Here is a 16,394-nt window from a genome sequence, read left to right as displayed (position 1 = left end):
GTTGCGGGGGCCGATAAGCGAGAGTAAAAGGCGTCTGATATAACATATAACATGCATGGGGACAGGCTTTTTGACAACGGTTGAACATGGTATTGGCAATACCCCGCTGGTGAAGCTACAGCGTTTGACGCAGGGGATGGAGAGCGAAGTCTGGCTGAAAATGGAAGGCAATAATCCGGCGGGATCGATAAAAGATCGCGCGGTGCTGTCCATGATTCTGCAGGCCGAGAAACGCGGCGAGATCGCGCCGGGCGATCGCTTGATCGAAGCGACCAGCGGCAATACCGGTATCGCGCTGGCGATGATCGCCGCGGTTAAAGGCTACCGTTTACGTCTGCTGATGCCGGAGAACATGAGCCGGGAGCGCCAGGCCGCGATGCGCGCCTATGGCGCCGAGTTGATTTTAGTCGGCCGGCGACTGGGGATGGAGGGCGCGCGCGATTTGGCCCGCCAGATGGCGCTGTCGGGCGAGGGGAAAGTCCTCGACCAGTTTAATAATCCGGATAACGCGCTCGCCCACTTTTCAACCACCGGCCCGGAAATCTGGCGGCAAACCGCAGGCCAATTGACGCACTTTGTTTCCAGTATGGGCACCACCGGCACGATCTCCGGCGTTAGCCGTTATCTGAAGGCGCAGCGCGAAGAGATTGTCACCGTCGGGCTGCAGCCTGCTGAGGGAAGCCATATTCCCGGTATTCGCCGCTGGTCCGCCGGCTATATGCCGGGCATCTTCAATGCGGATGTTGTCGATCGCATTATGGATATTTCACAGCGCGAAGCGGAAAGCACGCTGCGTCTCCTGGCGCGGCAGGAGGGGATTTTCTGCGGCGTCAGCTCCGGCGGCGCGGTGTCCGGCGCGTTGCGTATCGCGGCGGAAAACCCCGGCAGCCTGATTGTGACTATCGCCTGCGATCGGGGCGACCGTTACCTATCGACGGGCGTGTTCGATTAGGCGGATGGCGGCTCCGGGACGAGCCGGCGTTGCCCTTGAAAATTCAGGCGTGGCCGCCGCTCGGTTTTTCAACGTATTGCGCCGCGGCGCGTCGTCCGATCGTCGCTGCCCGTCTTCGGCGTCTTTCCTGACGCTAATGAGCGCGAAGCTCGGTCAGGAATTTTCGCGCCCGGTCGCTCTGCGGATTAGAGAAAAACGCATCCGGAGTTGAGGTTTCGACCAGACATCCGTTATCCATAAATAAGACGCTATCGGCAACTTCACGGGCGAAATTCATTTCGTGCGTGACGCACATCATGGTCATTCCCTCCCTGGCAAGGCTTTTCATTACCTGCAAAACTTCGCCGACCATTTCCGGGTCCAGCGCGCTGGTCGGTTCGTCGAACAGCATGGCGGGCGGATCCATCGCCAATGCGCGAGCGATGGCCACCCGCTGTTGCTGCCCGCCGGAAAGCTGACCGGGATAAGCGTCGATTTTGGCCGCCAGCCCCACGCGGTCGAGCAGCGCCTTTGCCCGTTCCCGCGCTTCGTTTTTCTTTTTCTTCAGCACGTTGATCGGCGCCAGCATAATATTCTCAGCCACGGATAAATGGGGAAAAAGATTAAAGCTCTGGAACACAAATCCGACGTGGCTGCGGAACTTGTTCAGATCCAATGCCGGCGAGTGAATGTCTTGCCCGTCAAATTGTATCGACCCCTGCTGTATATCCTCCAGGCGATTTACCGTACGGATGAGCGTCGATTTTCCCGATCCCGAAGGGCCGCAAACCACCACCACTTCGCCTTTGGAAATGTGTGCCGTCACATTGTTCAGCGCATGATAGTCGCCATACCATTTATTGACTGACTTAAAGACAATCATCGGCACTTTGCGCGTTGTGTTGTTTGTCATAATAGGATTCCCTGGTGTGGAATTCATGGCTCATTCAGCTAGCAGCTGAAGTGGATAGTTCGGTCATTATTGTCTTTTTCTCACCGGCGCGTTTTTTATTGATGCGTTTCTCTACGTAACGAGCTAATTGTGTTAATGAAAAACAAAGTACAAAGTAAATAACGGTCAAAATCAGGAAGACCTCGAACGGTTTGGTCAGCAGCGTGCTGTTAATTTGATTCGCGGCGAACGTCAGTTCATTTACGCTGATGACATAGCCCAGAGAGGTTTCTTTTATGGTCGAAACAAACTGGCTAATCATCGCCGGCATCATGTTGTAAAGCGCCTGCGGCAGGATCACCTTTACGGTGGTCTGCATATAGCTCAGGCCTACCGCGCGCGCGGCTTCAGTCTGGCCCTTGGGCAGCCCGACGATCCCGGCGCGGATGATCTCCGCGAGATAGGCCGCCTGATAAATCACCAGCGTCACCAGCATGGTGGTGAAACCATTTACTGTTTGACCGATTAACAGCGGAACGAAAAAGTAAACCCAAAAAATCAGCATAACCAACGGGATGCCACGAACCGCGTAAACCAGTACGGTCGCCGGTACGCGCAACCAGCGCAGCGGGCTGACGCGCGCCAGGGCAATGACCACGCTTAATGGGAACGCGAGCAGCAGACCGAAAATGGACAGCAAAAAAGTAATCGCCAACCCGCCGAGCGGACCATGTGGATATTGCCCCACCAGCAACAGCAGCCAGTTATCTTTAAAAATTAACAGGATATCGCTCATTCCTACCTCGCTTTAATACGGTAGCGCTGTTCGAGCACGGACCCGGTATACATAATAAGCAAAGAGACGAACAGATAGAGAACGGTAACCACCGCGTAAATCTCGGCGGTGTGAAATGTTTGGCTCTCAATCTCTCTCGCTACGTAGGTCAATTCCGCAACGCCAACGGTCATTGCCAAACTGGTGTTCTTGAACAGCAGTACGGTATGGTTGATCAATGTCGGTAGAGCGACGCGCGCCGCCTGTGGAAACACAACCAGGCGGAACGCCTGTACATACCCCAGCCCCAATGCCCGCGAGGCTTCGATCTGCGAGCGGGGTATGGTCCGGATGCCGGCGCGAAGATCCTCCGAGATGTAAGCTCCCATGCAGAGCCCGACGGCAATAAACGCAAACAGAAATTCGCTGTTGTGCGTATTCGTCCAGGTCTGCACCTCTTCAGGAAATAACGTGGGAATGCCGAAATACCAAAGGAAAATCTGCACCAGCATCGGGACGTTCTGGTGAAACTCAACATAACAGGCCACCAGCATTTTCCCCACGCGGCTATGACTCATGCGGATCAGGGCGAGTAATGTCCCCACCACCAGGGAAATTACCCATGCCAATGCGGTCAGTTCAACGGTCGTAATGACGCCCTGGAGTATCCAGTGCGGATACTCGCCTTGTGTCAAGACTGCGAAATCTAATTGGTTTCCCATTGAACCTCCTGATATATTTACTTTTTATCAACCTTTTATCGGTTCGATCGTAAAGCCGCGATGCAGGCCGTAAGATGTTTTCTCACCCAGCCATTTGTCGAAAATCTGCTGCGCTTCGCCCGATTTTTCCATGGACTGCAAGGTACCGTTGACCCGCTCGATCAATGCGGTTTCGCCTTTCTTCATGCCGACGCCCCAGGCTTCGGTCATTAGGGCCGGTTCGAGGATGGCGATCGGCGAGCTGCTCTCGACCTGCTTTTTGAATTTCATCAGCATAATTTCCGATACGGCAAAACCTTCGACCTTACCCTGTTGCATGGCGAGGAAGGCGGCGGGCGGATCCTGGAAAGTGATGACTCTGGCGCTGGGTAAACGGCTTTTCACCGCGGATTCGGAGGTCGAACCTTTTGGCGCGCTCACGCGTTTGCCTTCAAGATCGTCCAAGGTTTTGAACCCCTGGCTGGCCTTGGCGGCCACCTTTTGCAGGCTGGCGTAGTAACTGTCGCTGTAGACGATTTGCTGCGCACGTTCCGGCGTCCAGCCGAGGTTGGCGACCAGCACGTCGACGCGGCCCTGTTGCAATTCCGGAATGCGCGCGGCGACGGAGATTAATTTCAGCTCTGGTTTAACCCCCAGACTTTTGGCGATGGCGTTACAAAAATCGACGTCATATCCCTGGATTTCCCGAGTTTGGGGGTTGGGAAAGCTGAAGGGTTCGGCGGTACCCAAAGTTCCGCATACCAGCGTGCCCTTATTTTTGATATCGGCAAGCTGGTCGGCGTGAGCCGATGTTCCTGTCAGAAAAGACATCACAACCGCGCTCAATGTGACAATTAATGTTTTACGCATTGTCGTTCCCCTTGTTTACAAACGATCTAGATAAAATTGCTGAGGTAATAAGGTGGAGGCAATACGTCTCACCTTACTGCGTGTCTGGCGAAATAAAAAACGCTATACGTATGTTGGTTATCTGCAGCTATATCGCCTTATTGGGCGCCCGGATGTCCCTGAGAATACTGACGTATACTTACGGAACATAAAATTAATGTGCTCATCAATGACTTGTGCAAGTCGCAACGGATACGGCACACTATGACTATTAGTAATAGACCATTTGTCCTGGCAAAAAAAGTGATTTTTTATATTGGTTTAAAATCACTTTTTTTCATGGTTTGGCGCAGAGATAACGGGAACGGCGCATATTCCGGCCGAAAGGGGATTATTGATTTCTATTTTAGGTCTTATCGGGAGATATAGGAATTTAATATGCCAATGGGTGAAATAGATGATGACCCAATTAATTTGAGTCATCATCAAGGGGAATATAATGGCGGAATATAAAACGGCGTTTGAACCTTAACGCATCACTTTAATTTAGCCAGCGCGCGCTTAATGCGCTCACATCCCTCTTCAATCACCTCCAGCGAGCTGGCGAAGGAGATCCTGATATAGGGCGACAGGCCGTAAGCCCGGCCGCCAACGGTAGCCACGCCGCCTTCCTGCAGTAAATACCGAACCACATCGTCATCGGAATTGATTTTTTCGCCTGCCGGCGTGATCTTTCCCAGCAGTCCGGAAACGTCGGGGAATAGATAAAATGCGCCGGCCGGCGGCGCAAAACGCAGCCCCGGCACGTCGCCTAATCGTTCCGATATCCGGTCGCGGCGTTGCTGGTAAATCTCCAGCATGCGTCGGACCGGCGCCTGATCGCCGGAGAGCGCGGCGGCGGCGGCGGCCTGACTGACGGAGCTGGGACAGGTTGTGGTTTGGGAGATCAGTTTGCCGATCGCGGCAATCAGCCATTGCGGCCCGGCGCCATAGCCGAGGCGCCATCCGGTCATGGCATAGCCTTTGGAAACGCCGTTGATGATTAAGATACGATCTCTCAAATCCGGGGCCACTTTAGCCAGCGAGATATGCCGATTTTCCGGATAGACGAAATACTCATAGATTTCATCCAGCATGATGAGCACGTTGGGATATTTCCTTAATACCTCGGCCAGCGCGAGAAGTTCCTCTTCCGTATAGATAACGCCGCTTGGGTTATTCGGGTAATTCAGCACCACCCATTTGGTATTGGCCGTCAGCGCCTTTTCCAGATCCTGCGGCGTAAGCTTAAAATTATCCTCTTCGCGGCCCTCGATAATGACGGGGAAGGCTTCGTTCAAGATCGCCAGATCCGGATAGGAGACCCAGTATGGCGCATGAATGACCACCTCGTCCTGTTCATTCAATGTGGATGCGAAGGCATGAAAAATAATGTGCTTTCCGCCGCAGCCGCAAACAATCTCGTCCGGGGAATAATCCAGCCGATTATCCCGGCTTAACTTTTCGCTTACCGCTTTTCTCAGCGCCAGGGTTCCGCCGGCCGGCGTATAGTGGGTTTCACCATTCTTCATGGCGGCGATTGCCGCGGCGACGATATGGTCCGGCGTATCAAAGTCCGGTTCGCCAATGGTGAAATTGATAATATCCTTGCCTTCCGACCGCAGCTTATTGACCAGATCGTTGGCGGCAATACTGGGCGATGGTTTGATGCGGTTCAGACGACCGGATATCTGTTTTTTATTTACCATGAGTTAAGTCATCCTTTTTGTCTGAGTATGTGGGTGAACCAGGTTTGGTCTTCGGCGCCGGAAGCGATTTGCTGTTTGATGGCTTCCTCTTTGGCCGCGTGTTCAGCGGCTAACGCAAGCAGTTGGTCGGCAAACCGGGGGGCGAAGCAGACCACGCCATTTTCATCGCCGACGACGATGTCGCCTGGGTTGACTATCTGTCCGCCAATGCAGACCGGGGTGTTGATTTCGCCCGGGCCGTCCTTGTAGGGGCCGCGGTGGGTCACCCCTCTGGCGTAGCAAGGCGTATCGGCAAAACTGGCGATATCGCGTATGGCGCCATCCACGATGAACCCGACGCAGCCGCGCCTTACCGACTCCAGTTTGATCAATTCGCCGATTACCGCATTATTCACATTGCCTTCGGCATCAATAACCAGAACGTGACCGGGTTTGAGCTGGGTCATGGCCTGGTAGACAATCAGGTTATCTCCACCGCGGGATCTCACGGTGAGCGCGCTACCGATAAGTTTTCCCGACTGGTTATAACGGGTGAGCCCGTTAATCCCGATGCTGCGCGACAGGCTGTCGCTGATATGCGGGGTGACGACATCAATAAAGGCGTCGCGTACTTGCTGGCTGACAGGGTCTGGCGCTGGATTAATCACGCTTCCGGGTAAGTTCATGTTTCACCTATGAATCATAGTGTTACATCTGCTTTTGATTGGCGGTTATATGTACAGAACAGCAATTGCGATACTACCCATAGTATTTGAAGAGTTTTAGCGATATTTTATGGTTTTAACTCATCACTTTTATTCACGAGATAGCGCTATGATTACTTTCAAGCAAATTGATGCGCTTTATTGGATCGTTACGTCGGGGAGTTTTGAAGCCGCCGCCAGTAAGCTCAATATGTCGCAATCGGCCATTTCGAAACGGATCCATGAGCTTGAGGAATCCTTCAATATCGAAATTTTCGACAGAAGTAGCCGTAGCGCTCAACTGACGGAAAAGGGGCGGGAGCTGTTGGATTACTGTACCGATATTATTCATCGGCGCGATCAGCTGCTGGAGAGGATCAGTGATAAACAGGTGTTGGTCAGCCGGCTGCGTCTGGGCGTGACCGAACTGACGGCCATGACGTGGCTGCCGAGCCTGATTGAGTCGATCCGAAAGTTATATCCCAAGGTGCGGATCGAACCGTCGATCGAGCTGAGTTCGGTTTTATATGAAAATATTACCAATGACTTGCTGGATTTAATTATCGTTCCCGATATTTTCAATGACGTCCGGTTAATCTCGGTGCCGTTAAAAAGCGTTGAAAACGCGTGGATGTGTTCGCCTAAACTTATCCCTCCCGGTACGGAGTTGGATTTACTGGATATCCCTGACTATTCGTTTTTATTACAAGGCGCGCAATCCGGCACCGGTCTTATCTATGAGCGCTACTTTTCGAGCCGAGGCATTACGTTCAACAAAAATATTATCAGCAATAATTTACTGGCTCAGATTGGGCTGGCGATTTCAGGCATCGGCATCACCTACCTTCCCGTGAAGTGTCTTAAATATCTGGTTGATCAACAAAAGCTGGGGGTCATCAGGCTGAAGCCCGCGCCGCCGCTGGTACGCTATGCCGTTATGTACCGTACCGACCGGACGTTTGGCGTTGTGCCGGCTATCGCAGAAAAGGCCGCGGAGTTATGTGATTTCACTAAGTTGCAGCTATCAAGCGATGCTTAAATCGTGTGCTTCGGGCCGTATGGCGAGCGTTTTCCGTATCTGGAAATCGCTTGGATATAATAGAAAAGGCGAGACTAAAGGATTAATTACTCCCTGTGTGGGAAAACACCGGTAATCTTTAGTTAATGAAGGGTAAGAATTCTGTAAATTCGGCTGTCAAGATTGCCGCCAGGCCTGAGAATGCACGATACATCCGCGAATGGGGACAGGATATGAAAATTTTATTGGTCGATGACGACGTTGAACTGGGAAATATGCTTAGCGAATACCTGAATGCCGAAGGGTTTGTTACCTCAAGAGCATTGACCGGCAAAGAGGGGATAGAAGGGGCGATGTCGGGAGAATACACCGCGATTATCCTGGATATCATGCTGCCCGACATGAGCGGTATCGATGTACTGCGTCAGATCAGAAAAAATCAACAGCTGCCGGTGATTATGCTGACGGCGAAAGGGGACAATATCGACCGCGTTATCGGGCTGGAGATGGGTGCCGATGACTATATGCCGAAGCCTTGCTATCCCCGCGAACTGGTCGCCCGCCTCAGAGCGGTGCTGCGCCGTTACGACGATCGTCCGAGCAAAGAGCAAGACGATAGCGTAGCCTCATATGGCGATCTGGCGCTTAATCCGGCGACCCGCAGCAGCGAGTGGCGGGGGCAGGCTTTTGATCTCACCGCCTCCGAGTTTAACCTGCTGGAGTTGCTGTTGCGCTCTCCGGAACGGGTTGTTTCAAAAGACGAGCTGTCGGAAAAGTGCCTCGGGCGCCGGCGTGAGGCTTACGATCGCAGCGTGGATGTTCACATCAGCAATATTCGTCAGAAACTCAGCGCGCTGGAGGGCAACACGATGACCATCGAAACCGTGCGCAGCGTGGGATACCGGATTCGTTAATGATGATACGCGGACGGCTTTTCTGGAAAATACTGCTGGGATTCTGGCTGACCTTTATCATCATCTCGCAGCTCTTATGGCTGGCGTTTTCTTTGTACGGCCAACCGCATAAATCGATGGAGGAGATGGCTGTCGCGCATATTGCCTCGATGCAGTCGGGCGTTGCGTCGGCCGTGTTGCGGCATGGCGGGCTGGCCGAATGGAATGCCTTGGCGGCGCAATGGCCTGAAAAGGATCGGCGCTATCTTTCGGTAACCACTTCGGCGCAGCCGTTATCCGAGCGGGAAATAGGGAATCTGGCCGAATTCGCTCCGGTTCCCGCCGACCGGCCGGATCCCGAGCGTCCGCCTCGTGATCGCCGCGAACCTGATGGGTTTGCGCCGGCCAGCCTGCTAAAGCAGGTTCAGGGACCTCAGGGCGAGTGGTATCAGGTGCGTTACGATATCGTCCCGTTGCGCGGCGAGTTTCGTCCTCATGGCGGACCGCGGGAAATTCTCAATATACCTATGCCGTTGTTCCTGATCGGCGGTTTTTGCGGGTTGCTTTTCAGCTGGCTGCTGGCTTGGAACCTGGCCCGCCCGCTTGATCAACTGCGCGCGGGCTTCGGACGCGTGGCTCAAGGCGATCTCGCGGTGCGTCTGTTGCCGCTGATGCGCAGGCGTCATGATGAAATCAGCGAGGTCGCTCGCGATTTTGACGCGATGGTCGAACGGCTGGATATACTCGTCAGCAGCAGGGAACAGTTGCTGCACGATGTGTCTCACGAACTGCGTTCGCCGCTGGCGCGATTACAGCTGGCGATCGGTTTGGCTCATCAAAATAGCGCCAATACGGAAAGTTCGCTGCTGCGGATAGAGCGCGAAGCCGCGCGTATGGACAAGATGATTGGCGAACTGCTGGCGCTATCGCGCACTCAGAACGCCAGCATGGACGAGGAGTATTTTGATTTGCTGGGGCTGGTGAAAGCGGTGGTCAATGACGCGCGCTACGAGGCGCAGGTTCCCGGCGTTGATATCCTGTTTGAGGCGGATGAAAATCTGGATCACACGGTTAAAGGGAATGCGGAACTGATGCGCCGGGCGATCGACAATATTGTCCGTAATGCGTTACGTTTTTCCTCCCGGGCTCAGAAAGTTTATGTTTCGCTGAAAGGCGATGAAAAAGAGTGGACGATACGCGTCGCCGATCAGGGGCCGGGGGTGGATAAAAGGAAGTTATCCAGCATATTTGACCCCTTCGTTCGCATCGAATCGCCGGTTTCCGGTAAAGGGTACGGCCTGGGGCTGGCTATCGCCCGTAAAGTGGTGCTGGCCCACGGCGGACATATCGAAGCCGAAAACGGCGCGCAGGGCGGATTGATTATCTGCCTGTGCATTCCGCGTTGGCAGTGAGCTATGCCGCGCGTGAATGAACGCTTGGCCAGACGATATCGCGGCTGAGTTGGGCGGGGAATGCCGCCGACTGAGAAAATAGAAACGGCACCGTCAGGTGCCGTTTTTCAAATCATCGATGACGATGCGATTTATTTCTTGATACGGATAACCGGCGTTTCGCCAACGACAACGGTGCCGCTCAGCTTAGTCATGTCTTTGATTTCATCCATATTGGAGATAACCACGGGGGTCAACGTAGACTTGGCTTTTTCTTCCAGCAGCGGCAGGTCAAACTCAATGATAAGATCGCCTTTCTTCACACGCTGGCCTTCTTCGGCGATGCGCTTGAAGCCTTCGCCCTTCAGTTCGACGGTGTCGATGCCGAAGTGAACGAACAATTCAATACCGCTATCCGATTCGATAGAAAAAGCATGGTTGGTTTCAAAAATTTTACCGATAGTGCCATCTACCGGAGCGACGATTTTGTTGCCCGTAGGTTTAATGGCGATGCCGTCGCCTACGATCTTCTCAGCAAACACGACATCAGGAACATCTTCAATATTGACGATTTCGCCAGACAACGGCGCGATGATTTCAATGCTGCCGGTGTCTTTCTTATCATCCGAAACCAGAGATTTCAATTTATCGAACAAACCCATGATCTTCTCCTAAGCGTTAATATTGGGCCAGCGTCAGTATTACCCGTCATGCTTCAAGCCGCACGTGCATCGGCTTTGTTGCTCGCCCCAGTGGGGCCGCCGAAGGCGACGCTCAAATCCGCTCTCGGCAGATTTGCCATCACCCCGGTCGCTTACTTGAGTAGGCTCCCAGGGATTCGTTACGTCGCCGTCTTCCCGCAACTTGAATTATTCAGGGCAGCGCGGACTCAGCAGAGCGTTTTTTCTTTAATAAAGCGGCTCACCAAGTTGCTCAACTCTTGCGCAGTCGGTTGGGCTAACGCCTGTTCCGCCAGCGCCTTCGCATCTTCGTAATTCGCATTACGAATAATTTTCTTGATGCGTGGGATAGAGATCGCACTCATACTGAATTCGTCCAGACCCATTCCCAATAACAGTAGTGTAGCACGTTCGTCACCAGCGAGCTCACCACACATTCCTGTCCACTTACCTTCGGCATGGGATGCGTCAATCACCTGTTTAATCAGGGTCAATACTGCTGGGGACATCGGGTTATAGAGATGAGAAATCAGCTCATTACCCCGATCAACTGCCAGAGTATACTGGGTTAAGTCGTTTGTCCCAATACTAAAGAAGTCAACTTCCTTCGCTAAATGATGGGCGATGGCCGCCGCCGCCGGCGTTTCAACCATCACGCCCACTTCAATGGATTCGTCGAACGCTTTACCTTCTTCTCTCAGCTGCGCCTTCAGCATTTCCAGCTCGGCTTTCAGCGTCTTCACTTCTTCAACGGAGATGATCATCGGGAACATGATGCGCAGCTTGCCGAATACGGAGGCGCGCAGAATGGCGCGCAGCTGGGCGTGAAGAATTTCTTTACGGTCCAGGCAGATGCGAATCGCACGCCAGCCAAGGAATGGGTTCTCTTCCTTGGGCAGGTTCATATACGGCAGGTCTTTGTCGCCGCCGATGTCCATGGTACGCACGATAACGGCCTGGGCGCCAACGGCCTCGGCCACGGCCTTATAAGCCTGGAACTGCTCTTCTTCCGTCGGCAGAGCGTCGCGATCCATAAACAGGAATTCTGTACGATACAGGCCGACGCCTTCTGCGCCGTTACGCTCAGCGCCGGCGACATCACGCACGGTTCCGATATTGGCGCAAACTTCCACCTGATGGCCGTCCAGCGAGATTGCCGGCAGGTCTTTCAGTTTGGCGAGCTCATGCTTTTCCGTATCGTATCTTTCCTGAACGGCTTTTAATTCGTCGATAACTTCGGCCGATGGATTCTGATAGATTTTGTTGTTGACCGCGTCCAGAATCAGGAAGTCGCCGTTTTGGATTTGTTTGGTGGCATTGGTGGTGCCGACGATGGCCGGGATTTCCAATGAGCGGGCCATAATGGAGGTGTGGGACGTCCGGCCGCCGAAATCGGTGATAAAGCCCAGAACCTTTTTCAGATTCAACTGGGCGGTTTCGGACGGCGTGAGATCGGCGGCGACCAGAATGACTTCATCCTGAATTTCGCCCAGATCGATAATCGTCATGCCCAGAATGTTTTTCAGCAGACGTTTGCCGATGTCGCGCATGTCCGCCGCGCGCTCTTTCAGATATTCGTCGTCAAGTTCTTCAAGCGCTTTAGCCTGGTTTTCAATAACCGAAAACGCAGCCGCGTCGGCAGAAGCATGCTCTTCTTTAATCAGGGCTATGATTTCCTGCTCGAACTCTTCATCTTCCAGCAACATGATGTGGCCTTCGAAGATGGCTTCTTTCTCAGCGCCAAGCGTTTCACCCGCTTTGATCTTGATGGCTTCCAGCTGTTTCGAGGCCTTGGCCCTGCCAGTCAGAAAACGTTCAACTTCGTGCTCTACCTGGTCAGCAGAGATTTTTTTCCGGTTGATGACTATTTCATCTTCTTTCAGCAAAAGTGCCTTACCAAAAGCGATACCCGGTGATACTAATATGCCTGAAATCATAACCCTACCTTACTCGATTCTGATGTCCACTAATAAAGGCTTGTCCGTAAGGCTTGTCTATTACTCAAGCTCAGCCATTAGTTTTACCAGATGTTCTACAGCTTTCTGTTCGTCTTCGCCCTCTGCGGCGATAGTCACCACCGTACCCTGAGTCAAGCCGAGCGTCTGCAACTTGAACAGACTTTTCGCGCTGGCGCTTTTACCGTTGGACGTTACGGTGATTTCTGAAGTGAAGCCTTTGGCTTCTTTGACAAACTGAGCAGCAGGACGAGTGTGCAGGCCGTTCGGTGCGGTAATGGTCACTTCTTGCTGGAACATTCTGTTTTCCCCAACTTATGGATTAGATTGACGTTGTGGAGCTAAAGTTTAGCGCATACGCTGAACTTTAGCCTGTGTGGTTAGCTCCTGATTTATGTTACAGGGGCAGGCCGGGATGCGGCAAGGAAACGCAAAAGTATTTCCTGAATAAAATACCACCAAACATCATCTGGTTCTTGAATCTAAATCATTCTTTGAACCGGATAGCAAAATGACGATACAACCATCGCCGCGTCGTTTAAATCGATTCAGCGAAGAGTCATTCTCGGCGGTTATTAATTTCACGCATCGAAATAATTGTTCGGTTAAATACTAGACTTAAGCCAGAAAAGCAATCCACATATGATGGAAAGTTTGAACTACGCCACAAAAATGCATCTAAAAAAGCACCTGAACAGGTGCTTTTTTAACATCCGGTTTACCTGGCGCCGTAAGGGCGCGGTAACCTTATTGCTGCAATTCTTGCTCGGTAAAGAGGTCTGCGAAGAGCGCCGTGCTCAGGTAACGTTCACCGGAAGAGGGCAGGATAACCACGATGGTTTTACCTTCAAACTCTTTCTCTTTCAGCAGATTCAGCGCGGCGGCAACCGCGGCGCCTGAAGAGATGCCTGCCAGAATGCCCTCTTCTTCCATTAGGCGACGAGCCGTACTGATGGCCTCTTCGTTAGTAATCTTTTCTACGCGGTCAATCAGCTTGAGATCGAGGTTATCCGGAATGAAGCCGGCGCCGATCCCCTGAATCTTATGCGGGCCGGGTTTTATCTCCTCGCCCGCCAGCGCCTGGCTGATAACCGGAGAGTCCGCCGGCTCCACCGCCACGCTGGTGATGGCTTTACCCTTGGTATTCTTGATATAGCGGCTTACCCCGGTCAGCGTACCGCCGGTGCCGACCCCGGCGATAAAGACGTCAACGGCGCCGTCGGTATCTTCCCAGATTTCCGGTCCGGTGGTTTTTTCGTGAATTTCCGGGTTGGCGGGGTTGCTGAACTGTTGTAGCAGCAGATAGCGTTCGGGATCGCTGGCGACAATCTCTTCCGCCTTGGCGATGGCGCCTTTCATGCCCTTCGCGCCTTCGGTGAGCACCAGTTTAGCGCCCAGCGCCTTCAGCAGTTTGCGCCGTTCGATACTCATGGTTTCGGGCATGGTCAGCGTCAGTTTATAACCACGGGCAGCGGCCACGTAGGCTAAAGCGATACCGGTATTACCGCTGGTAGGCTCGACCAGTTCGACACCTTTTTTCAGCACTCCGCGTTTTTCCGCATCCCAGATAAGATTGGAGCCGATACGGCATTTAACGCTGAAGCTGGGATTGCGGGATTCGACCTTAGCCAGAATGCGTCCGTTGCCGATACGGTTCAGGCGAACCAGCGGCGTATGGCCGATTGTAAAAGAATTGTCTTCGTAGATCTTGCTCATAGCCCGTCCTTATAACTGTATGAAATTTTTGCGAACATAGAGAGAATACTCGTTCGCCTCCGGCAGTGAAGTAAAGAATTGCTATATCGTTATGTTCTTAAGAAATAAGTTTTCATTACAAGGTGAAACATTGGCGCGGCTCTCACCGCTGCTTCGGCCGCACGGCGGAAAGCGTGCGGTAACGCTCGGCCCATAGCGCCGTCGCGCCGCAAACCGCCACGGGCATAATGACCAAATTTAAAAACGGAACCAGCGTAAACAGGCTAATCAACGCGCCAAACTGCAGGTTGGTCACTTTATGCCGGCGCAATGCCTGACGCATGGCGGGGAAGCTGACTTTGTGGTTATCAAAAGGGTAGTCGCAATACTGAATCGCCAGCATCCAGGCGCTGAACAGGAACCACAGCACGGGCGCGATGGTCTGTCCGACGCCCGGTATAAAATAGAGTAAAAGTAGAACGACGGCGCGCGGCAGGTAATAAACCAGCTTCTGCACTTCCCGCTTCATAATGCGCGGAGTATCTTTGGCAATGTCCAGAATACCGCTGTCGGGCAACGACTGGCCGGTCAGCCGCGCCTCCAATTGTTCAGCCAGCAGGCCATTGAACGGCGCCGCGATGAAGTTGGCGATGGTGCTGAAAAAATAACCGAAAATCAATAAAATAGATAGTACGGCAATCGGCCAGATAAGATAGCTAAGCCACTGGAGCCACGTCGGAATATGGCTCATGGCCTGCGGGATCCAGTCGCCGAGGCGCGTGAAGAGCCACCAGAAGGCGCCGCCCATCAGCACAATGTTGACCAATAGAGGCAGAATAACGAAACGGCGGATGCCGGGCAGCGAAATCAAACGCCAACCTTCGAGGAAATAGTGAATACCGCTGCGCGGCTTATCAACCGGTTTTAAATAAGGCATGAAGTCAGGGTTCTCTGTTGTTTATGCATGGCTGCATCATATCGGGATGATTTTATACTGACCAGTCTGCATTTGGATGAAAAAACAGCAAAAAAATGCGTTATATCTATCTTTATTGTCATAAAGTAGCGCGCAGACTTGCACTTGTGTACGCAGGCAAATAGAGTTAGTGGTATATAAGTCTTTGCCGTGGTGGCAATGTATTGGAACAATTGGGATAGCAATGATGCAGGACTTGCGTCTGATATTAATCGTCGTTGGCGCGATCGCTATAATAGCGCTGTTACTGCACGGCTTGTGGACGAGTCGTAAAGAGCGTTCGTCCCTTTTTCGCGATCGTCCGGTCAAGCGTTTGAAAAAAGAGCGCGATGAAACCCCGCTTGAGGAGCTTGATGAAGGTGTCGGCGAAGTCCGCGTGAAGAGCGGGCGTCCGCAGAACGAGCCTCCGCTGGGCAGCTATGGATCGAATAGCGAGGGAGCCAAGTCGCCGTTTGGACCGACATCCGCGCAATCAGAGCCGTCATACGATCCGCTGCTGGACGAAGTCACCCCGGTTGATTCCCCGCGTTCCCAGATGCAAGGCGGCGGGCGCCCCAGAAGCGCTGAACCTAAGCTGGATATGCCGCCACAAGAAACGTCGATACTTTCCGATGCTCCCCTGTCTGCGGATGATGAGCCGGAGGATAAAGCGTCTTCGACCGCCTCTTCTGCGCCGGAAACCGAGCAGAACGCACAGTCGAAAGAAGCGGTTTTGGTTCTGCATGTCGCCGCTCATCAGGGCGGCGTTATCGGCGGCGAACTGTTGCTGCAAAGCGTGCTGCAGTCGGGTTTCCAGTTCGGGGAAATGAATATTTTCCATCGTCACGTCAATCCGGCTGGCGCCGGCCCGGTATTGTTCAGCCTGGCCAACATGGTGAAGCCGGGTTCGTTTAATCCGGATGAAATGTCGGATTTCACCACGCCCGGTGTATCCATGTTTATGATGGTGCCTTCTTATGGCGATGCCGGTCAGAACTTCAAACTTATGCTGCAATCGGCGCAGCGTATTGCGGATGATGTCGGCGGCGTTGTGCTTGACGACGAACGCAGAATGATGACGCCGCAGAAAGTCGAATCCTATAAAGCGCGCATTCGAGATGTGATGAAGGCCAATAGCTGACACGGGACGAATCGTTGTTTGAAAGCCTCCGTTTTGGGAGGCTTTTTTTATGGCGATCGCGAACAGCCCGTCCTCTTTGGGCCGTCG

The 16,394-nt window shown here is 53.0% G+C and carries 16 protein-coding genes; 5 read left to right on the top strand and 11 right to left on the bottom strand.

Going from position 1 to position 16,394, the window contains the following annotated elements; translation table 11 throughout:
* Nucleotides 1–70 precede the first annotated feature (70 nt).
* On the top strand, nucleotides 71–952 hold the full coding sequence (gene cysM, locus VSX58_RS17230) for a cysteine synthase CysM (protein WP_327619167.1): 882 nt from the start codon (nucleotides 71–73) through the stop codon (nucleotides 950–952).
* Nucleotides 953–1,085: 133 nt separating this feature from the next.
* Here cysM and VSX58_RS17225 read toward each other — a convergent pair whose 3' ends face one another.
* The 6 genes from VSX58_RS17225 to VSX58_RS17200 all read right to left on the bottom strand — a co-directional run bounded on the left by VSX58_RS17225 (nucleotide 1,086) and on the right by VSX58_RS17200 (nucleotide 6,561).
* Nucleotides 1,086–1,844, bottom strand: coding sequence for an amino acid ABC transporter ATP-binding protein (locus VSX58_RS17225; RefSeq protein WP_327619166.1), 759 nt, complete (start codon nucleotides 1,842–1,844; stop codon nucleotides 1,086–1,088).
* 34 nt (nucleotides 1,845–1,878) lie between these two features.
* The gene (locus VSX58_RS17220) at nucleotides 1,879–2,619 is read right to left on the bottom strand and encodes an amino acid ABC transporter permease (RefSeq protein WP_327619165.1); all 741 of its coding nucleotides are present in this window, start codon (nucleotides 2,617–2,619) and stop codon (nucleotides 1,879–1,881) included.
* Nucleotides 2,620–2,621: 2 nt separating this feature from the next.
* Nucleotides 2,622–3,320, bottom strand: a complete 699-nt coding sequence (locus VSX58_RS17215) for an amino acid ABC transporter permease (protein WP_327619164.1) — start codon at nucleotides 3,318–3,320, stop codon at nucleotides 2,622–2,624.
* A 27-nt stretch (nucleotides 3,321–3,347) separates the two neighbouring features.
* Nucleotides 3,348–4,169, bottom strand: a complete 822-nt coding sequence (locus tag VSX58_RS17210) for an ABC transporter substrate-binding protein (RefSeq protein WP_327619163.1) — start codon at nucleotides 4,167–4,169, stop codon at nucleotides 3,348–3,350.
* Between the two features lie 515 nt (nucleotides 4,170–4,684).
* The gene (locus VSX58_RS17205; RefSeq protein ID WP_327619162.1) at nucleotides 4,685–5,896 is read right to left on the bottom strand and encodes a pyridoxal phosphate-dependent aminotransferase; all 1,212 of its coding nucleotides are present in this window, start codon (nucleotides 5,894–5,896) and stop codon (nucleotides 4,685–4,687) included.
* Nucleotides 5,897–5,904: 8 nt separating this feature from the next.
* Nucleotides 5,905–6,561, bottom strand: coding sequence for an RraA family protein (locus tag VSX58_RS17200; RefSeq protein WP_327619161.1), 657 nt, complete (start codon nucleotides 6,559–6,561; stop codon nucleotides 5,905–5,907).
* A 148-nt stretch (nucleotides 6,562–6,709) separates the two neighbouring features.
* Here VSX58_RS17200 and VSX58_RS17195 point away from each other — a divergent pair, with 148 nt between their 5' ends.
* The 3 genes from VSX58_RS17195 to VSX58_RS17185 all read left to right on the top strand — a co-directional run bounded on the left by VSX58_RS17195 (nucleotide 6,710) and on the right by VSX58_RS17185 (nucleotide 9,902).
* Nucleotides 6,710–7,618, top strand: coding sequence for a LysR family transcriptional regulator (locus VSX58_RS17195; RefSeq protein ID WP_327619160.1), 909 nt, complete (start codon nucleotides 6,710–6,712; stop codon nucleotides 7,616–7,618).
* Between the two features lie 212 nt (nucleotides 7,619–7,830).
* On the top strand, nucleotides 7,831–8,511 hold the full coding sequence (locus VSX58_RS17190) for a response regulator transcription factor (protein ID WP_327619159.1): 681 nt from the start codon (nucleotides 7,831–7,833) through the stop codon (nucleotides 8,509–8,511).
* A complete protein-coding gene (locus VSX58_RS17185; protein WP_327619158.1) occupies nucleotides 8,511–9,902 on the top strand; it encodes an ATP-binding protein in 1,392 nt (463 codons plus the stop codon). The genes VSX58_RS17190 and VSX58_RS17185 overlap by 1 nt, the downstream gene beginning before the upstream one ends.
* 131 nt (nucleotides 9,903–10,033) lie before the next feature.
* Here the strand turns inward: VSX58_RS17185 and crr are convergent, their stop codons facing one another.
* The 5 genes from crr to cysZ form a co-directional block, all read right to left on the bottom strand.
* Nucleotides 10,034–10,543, bottom strand: a complete 510-nt coding sequence (crr, locus tag VSX58_RS17180) for a PTS glucose transporter subunit IIA (RefSeq protein ID WP_327619157.1) — start codon at nucleotides 10,541–10,543, stop codon at nucleotides 10,034–10,036.
* A gap of 227 nt (nucleotides 10,544–10,770) precedes the next feature.
* The gene (gene ptsI / locus VSX58_RS17175) at nucleotides 10,771–12,498 is read right to left on the bottom strand and encodes a phosphoenolpyruvate-protein phosphotransferase PtsI (RefSeq protein ID WP_327619156.1); all 1,728 of its coding nucleotides are present in this window, start codon (nucleotides 12,496–12,498) and stop codon (nucleotides 10,771–10,773) included.
* Nucleotides 12,499–12,558: 60 nt separating this feature from the next.
* Nucleotides 12,559–12,816, bottom strand: a complete 258-nt coding sequence (gene ptsH, locus VSX58_RS17170) for a phosphocarrier protein Hpr (protein WP_005971891.1) — start codon at nucleotides 12,814–12,816, stop codon at nucleotides 12,559–12,561.
* A 447-nt stretch (nucleotides 12,817–13,263) separates the two neighbouring features.
* Nucleotides 13,264–14,232: a cysteine synthase A gene (gene cysK / locus VSX58_RS17165; RefSeq protein ID WP_327619155.1), complete on the bottom strand. Its 969-nt coding sequence runs from the start codon at nucleotides 14,230–14,232 to the stop codon at nucleotides 13,264–13,266.
* A gap of 142 nt (nucleotides 14,233–14,374) precedes the next feature.
* The gene (gene cysZ / locus VSX58_RS17160; RefSeq protein ID WP_327619154.1) at nucleotides 14,375–15,148 is read right to left on the bottom strand and encodes a sulfate transporter CysZ; all 774 of its coding nucleotides are present in this window, start codon (nucleotides 15,146–15,148) and stop codon (nucleotides 14,375–14,377) included.
* A gap of 223 nt (nucleotides 15,149–15,371) precedes the next feature.
* Between cysZ and zipA the strand changes: the two genes are divergently transcribed.
* Nucleotides 15,372–16,307: a cell division protein ZipA gene (gene zipA / locus VSX58_RS17155; RefSeq protein WP_327619153.1), complete on the top strand. Its 936-nt coding sequence runs from the start codon at nucleotides 15,372–15,374 to the stop codon at nucleotides 16,305–16,307.
* Nucleotides 16,308–16,394: the final 87 nt, after the last annotated feature.

This window comes from Brenneria populi (genome assembly GCF_036016195.1).
Taxonomy (GTDB): domain Bacteria; phylum Pseudomonadota; class Gammaproteobacteria; order Enterobacterales; family Enterobacteriaceae; genus Brenneria; species Brenneria populi.
This window is presented reverse-complemented; position numbering and strand designations above follow the sequence as displayed.

Excerpts from the sequence above, each read along its gene's own strand:
- VSX58_RS17225 (WP_327619166.1), bottom strand. The coding sequence starts at position 1,844 with ATGACAAACAACACAACGCGCAAAGTGCCGATGATTGTCTTTAAGTCA.
- VSX58_RS17220 (WP_327619165.1), bottom strand. The coding sequence starts at position 2,619 with ATGAGCGATATCCTGTTAATTTTTAAAGATAACTGGCTGCTGTTGCTG.
- VSX58_RS17215 (WP_327619164.1), bottom strand. The coding sequence starts at position 3,320 with ATGGGAAACCAATTAGATTTCGCAGTCTTGACACAAGGCGAGTATCCG.
- VSX58_RS17210 (WP_327619163.1), bottom strand. The coding sequence starts at position 4,169 with ATGCGTAAAACATTAATTGTCACATTGAGCGCGGTTGTGATGTCTTTT.
- VSX58_RS17205 (WP_327619162.1), bottom strand. The coding sequence starts at position 5,896 with ATGGTAAATAAAAAACAGATATCCGGTCGTCTGAACCGCATCAAACCA.
- VSX58_RS17200 (WP_327619161.1), bottom strand. The coding sequence starts at position 6,561 with ATGAACTTACCCGGAAGCGTGATTAATCCAGCGCCAGACCCTGTCAGC.
- VSX58_RS17195 (WP_327619160.1), top strand. The coding sequence starts at position 6,710 with ATGATTACTTTCAAGCAAATTGATGCGCTTTATTGGATCGTTACGTCG.
- VSX58_RS17190 (WP_327619159.1), top strand. The coding sequence starts at position 7,831 with ATGAAAATTTTATTGGTCGATGACGACGTTGAACTGGGAAATATGCTT.
- VSX58_RS17185 (WP_327619158.1), top strand. The coding sequence starts at position 8,511 with ATGATGATACGCGGACGGCTTTTCTGGAAAATACTGCTGGGATTCTGG.
- crr (WP_327619157.1), bottom strand. The coding sequence starts at position 10,543 with ATGGGTTTGTTCGATAAATTGAAATCTCTGGTTTCGGATGATAAGAAA.
- ptsI (WP_327619156.1), bottom strand. The coding sequence starts at position 12,498 with ATGATTTCAGGCATATTAGTATCACCGGGTATCGCTTTTGGTAAGGCA.
- ptsH (WP_005971891.1), bottom strand. The coding sequence starts at position 12,816 with ATGTTCCAGCAAGAAGTGACCATTACCGCACCGAACGGCCTGCACACT.
- cysK (WP_327619155.1), bottom strand. The coding sequence starts at position 14,232 with ATGAGCAAGATCTACGAAGACAATTCTTTTACAATCGGCCATACGCCG.
- cysZ (WP_327619154.1), bottom strand. The coding sequence starts at position 15,148 with ATGCCTTATTTAAAACCGGTTGATAAGCCGCGCAGCGGTATTCACTAT.
- zipA (WP_327619153.1), top strand. The coding sequence starts at position 15,372 with ATGATGCAGGACTTGCGTCTGATATTAATCGTCGTTGGCGCGATCGCT.